At 61.8% G+C, this 1,639-nt stretch carries 4 protein-coding genes; 2 read left to right on the top strand and 2 right to left on the bottom strand.

The window, feature by feature from the left end; translation table 11 throughout:
• Both A5481_RS31820 and A5481_RS31815 read left to right on the top strand, forming a co-directional pair.
• A partial coding sequence (locus tag A5481_RS31820; protein WP_156655693.1) for a DUF1236 domain-containing protein occupies positions 1 to 250 on the top strand: 250 nt, incomplete at its 5' end.
• A gap of 187 nt (positions 251 to 437) precedes the next feature.
• Entirely contained in the window at positions 438 to 617 is a 180-nt protein-coding gene (locus tag A5481_RS31815) for a DUF3606 domain-containing protein (protein ID WP_064504517.1), read from the top strand.
• Between the two features lie 269 nt (positions 618 to 886).
• Here A5481_RS31815 and A5481_RS31810 read toward each other — a convergent pair whose 3' ends face one another.
• Entirely contained in the window at positions 887 to 1,090 is a 204-nt protein-coding gene (locus A5481_RS31810) for a hypothetical protein (RefSeq protein WP_048435742.1), read from the bottom strand.
• On the bottom strand, positions 1,091 to 1,543 hold the full coding sequence (locus A5481_RS31805) for a response regulator (protein WP_048435743.1): 453 nt from the start codon (positions 1,541 to 1,543) through the stop codon (positions 1,091 to 1,093).
• Positions 1,544 to 1,639: the final 96 nt, after the last annotated feature.

The raw sequence follows: 1,639 nt of genomic DNA, 5'->3' as shown, positions 1-1,639 counted from the left end.
GGGCACCGTCAACGGCATCCTCGGCATCGACACGCGCCCGCGCTTCCGCAGCTACGTCGTGCGCGAGCGGCACCCGTCTTACACCTATGATGGCGATGTCCGGGTTGGCTCGGTCCTGCCGTCGTCGGGTGTGACCTACTACGACGTGCCGGCCGAGTATGGCGCTGGCAGCCACCGCTACACCATCGTCAACGAGCGTCCGGTGCTGGTTGACCCGCAGAGCCGGCGCATCGTCGAGGTGATCGACTAAACGTTGCAGGACCGGAGGAAAGAGCGGGCGTGCCACGCCCGCTCTTTCTGTCTTTTAAGGGACAATCCACCGCTGGAATTGTTACGCTGCTATCCGGCATAGGACCGGCAACGAAGTGCAGCGTTCCGCGTTGATAGAGACATCGATGCCGCGTGCAGCTTATGCTTACTAGGTTGGGAGTATCATCATGGCGTCTAGCGTTTCCCAACCGATGAGTCGCCAGCGTCACATCGATATCTATTCCCCGCAGGATCGCGCCTACTGGTGTGAGCGCTTTGGCGTGTCAGAGGACGTGCTGCGTCAGGCTGTGAAGCTGACGAGTACCCGGGCGAGCACGGTTGCGGCTCACCTGGGGATCTCGTTGTAAAGAAGCACTCGCCCGCCCTGCACGACGTCTGATGCACGTCTTATCGGCTTGCCTCAGTGGACTTTCAATGCAGGGGTGTTGAAACGACTACTTCAAGGGCGCTTCGGCGCCCTTTTTGCTGTTCAATACAGACGCTACAATTTTTAACGCCCTTGCCCCTTCGTTAATGCCTTCCTAAGACTAACGGCACAGTTTGAGAGAACGATCTGCAACACGGCGCTGTGCCTGGTCATTGATCCGTGTCTGACCCCACGGGAGAGGTCCCTATGTCAGATACGACTCGCGAGGACAAAATGGCACTGCTGCAGCAGGACTGCCTTGCGCTGCATCGCAGCCAGCCAACCGAGCACCATCTCGGCCGGCAGCTGCGCAGGATCTACGAGGCAATGCCAATGCCGGAAGATCCGCAGCTTGCTGCCCTGGTCGAACAGCTGACCGTGCGCCTGTCCGAAGCCGGCAGCAGGACTGATCACCTAACGGCAGTGATCTGCCCGGATAGACTGTCCGCCCGGGGTATGGCACGCGCACGCCATGAGGCTTCCCCCAGCGGCCTTACGGGCCTGGGCTTCCCCGGTGAGCAGCCGCGTCAGCAGGTGCTCTAACGGCGCTGCCTGATAGGGCTTCTGCAGCACTGGAACCGCCTTGTAAGCGTCCTCCAGCCCCTGCCTGCCGTATCCGGTCGCGAACAGGAACGGCGTGTGACGCTCGAACAGCAGGTCCGCGATGGGGTAGCTGCGCGCGTCGCCGAGGTTCACATCCAGCACCGCCAGGTCAAACGATCCGGTGCGGACCTGCGCCAGGGCCTTGTCGAGGCGCATCGCCACGACAACCTCACAGCCGAGTTCTAGCAGCATGTCCTCGGCCAGCATGGCGACGAGGCTTTCGTCCTCGACCAGCAGAACCCGACGTCCAACCAGCAACGTCATGAAGCTTGCCGCCCCTCGATGGTCTCCTGGCCGACCCAGCCCAAAGTGGTCAGCGGGATCTGCAGCTCGCAGATCACGCCGGCCGGTGCGTAGGTG

This window comes from Methylobacterium platani (assembly GCF_001653715.1).
Classification (GTDB): Bacteria; Pseudomonadota; Alphaproteobacteria; order Rhizobiales; family Beijerinckiaceae; genus Methylobacterium; species Methylobacterium platani.
This window is presented reverse-complemented; position numbering and strand designations above follow the sequence as displayed.

Excerpts from the sequence above, each read along its gene's own strand:
- A5481_RS31815 (WP_064504517.1), top strand. The coding sequence starts at position 438 with ATGGCGTCTAGCGTTTCCCAACCGATGAGTCGCCAGCGTCACATCGAT.
- A5481_RS31805 (WP_048435743.1), bottom strand. The coding sequence starts at position 1,543 with ATGACGTTGCTGGTTGGACGTCGGGTTCTGCTGGTCGAGGACGAAAGC.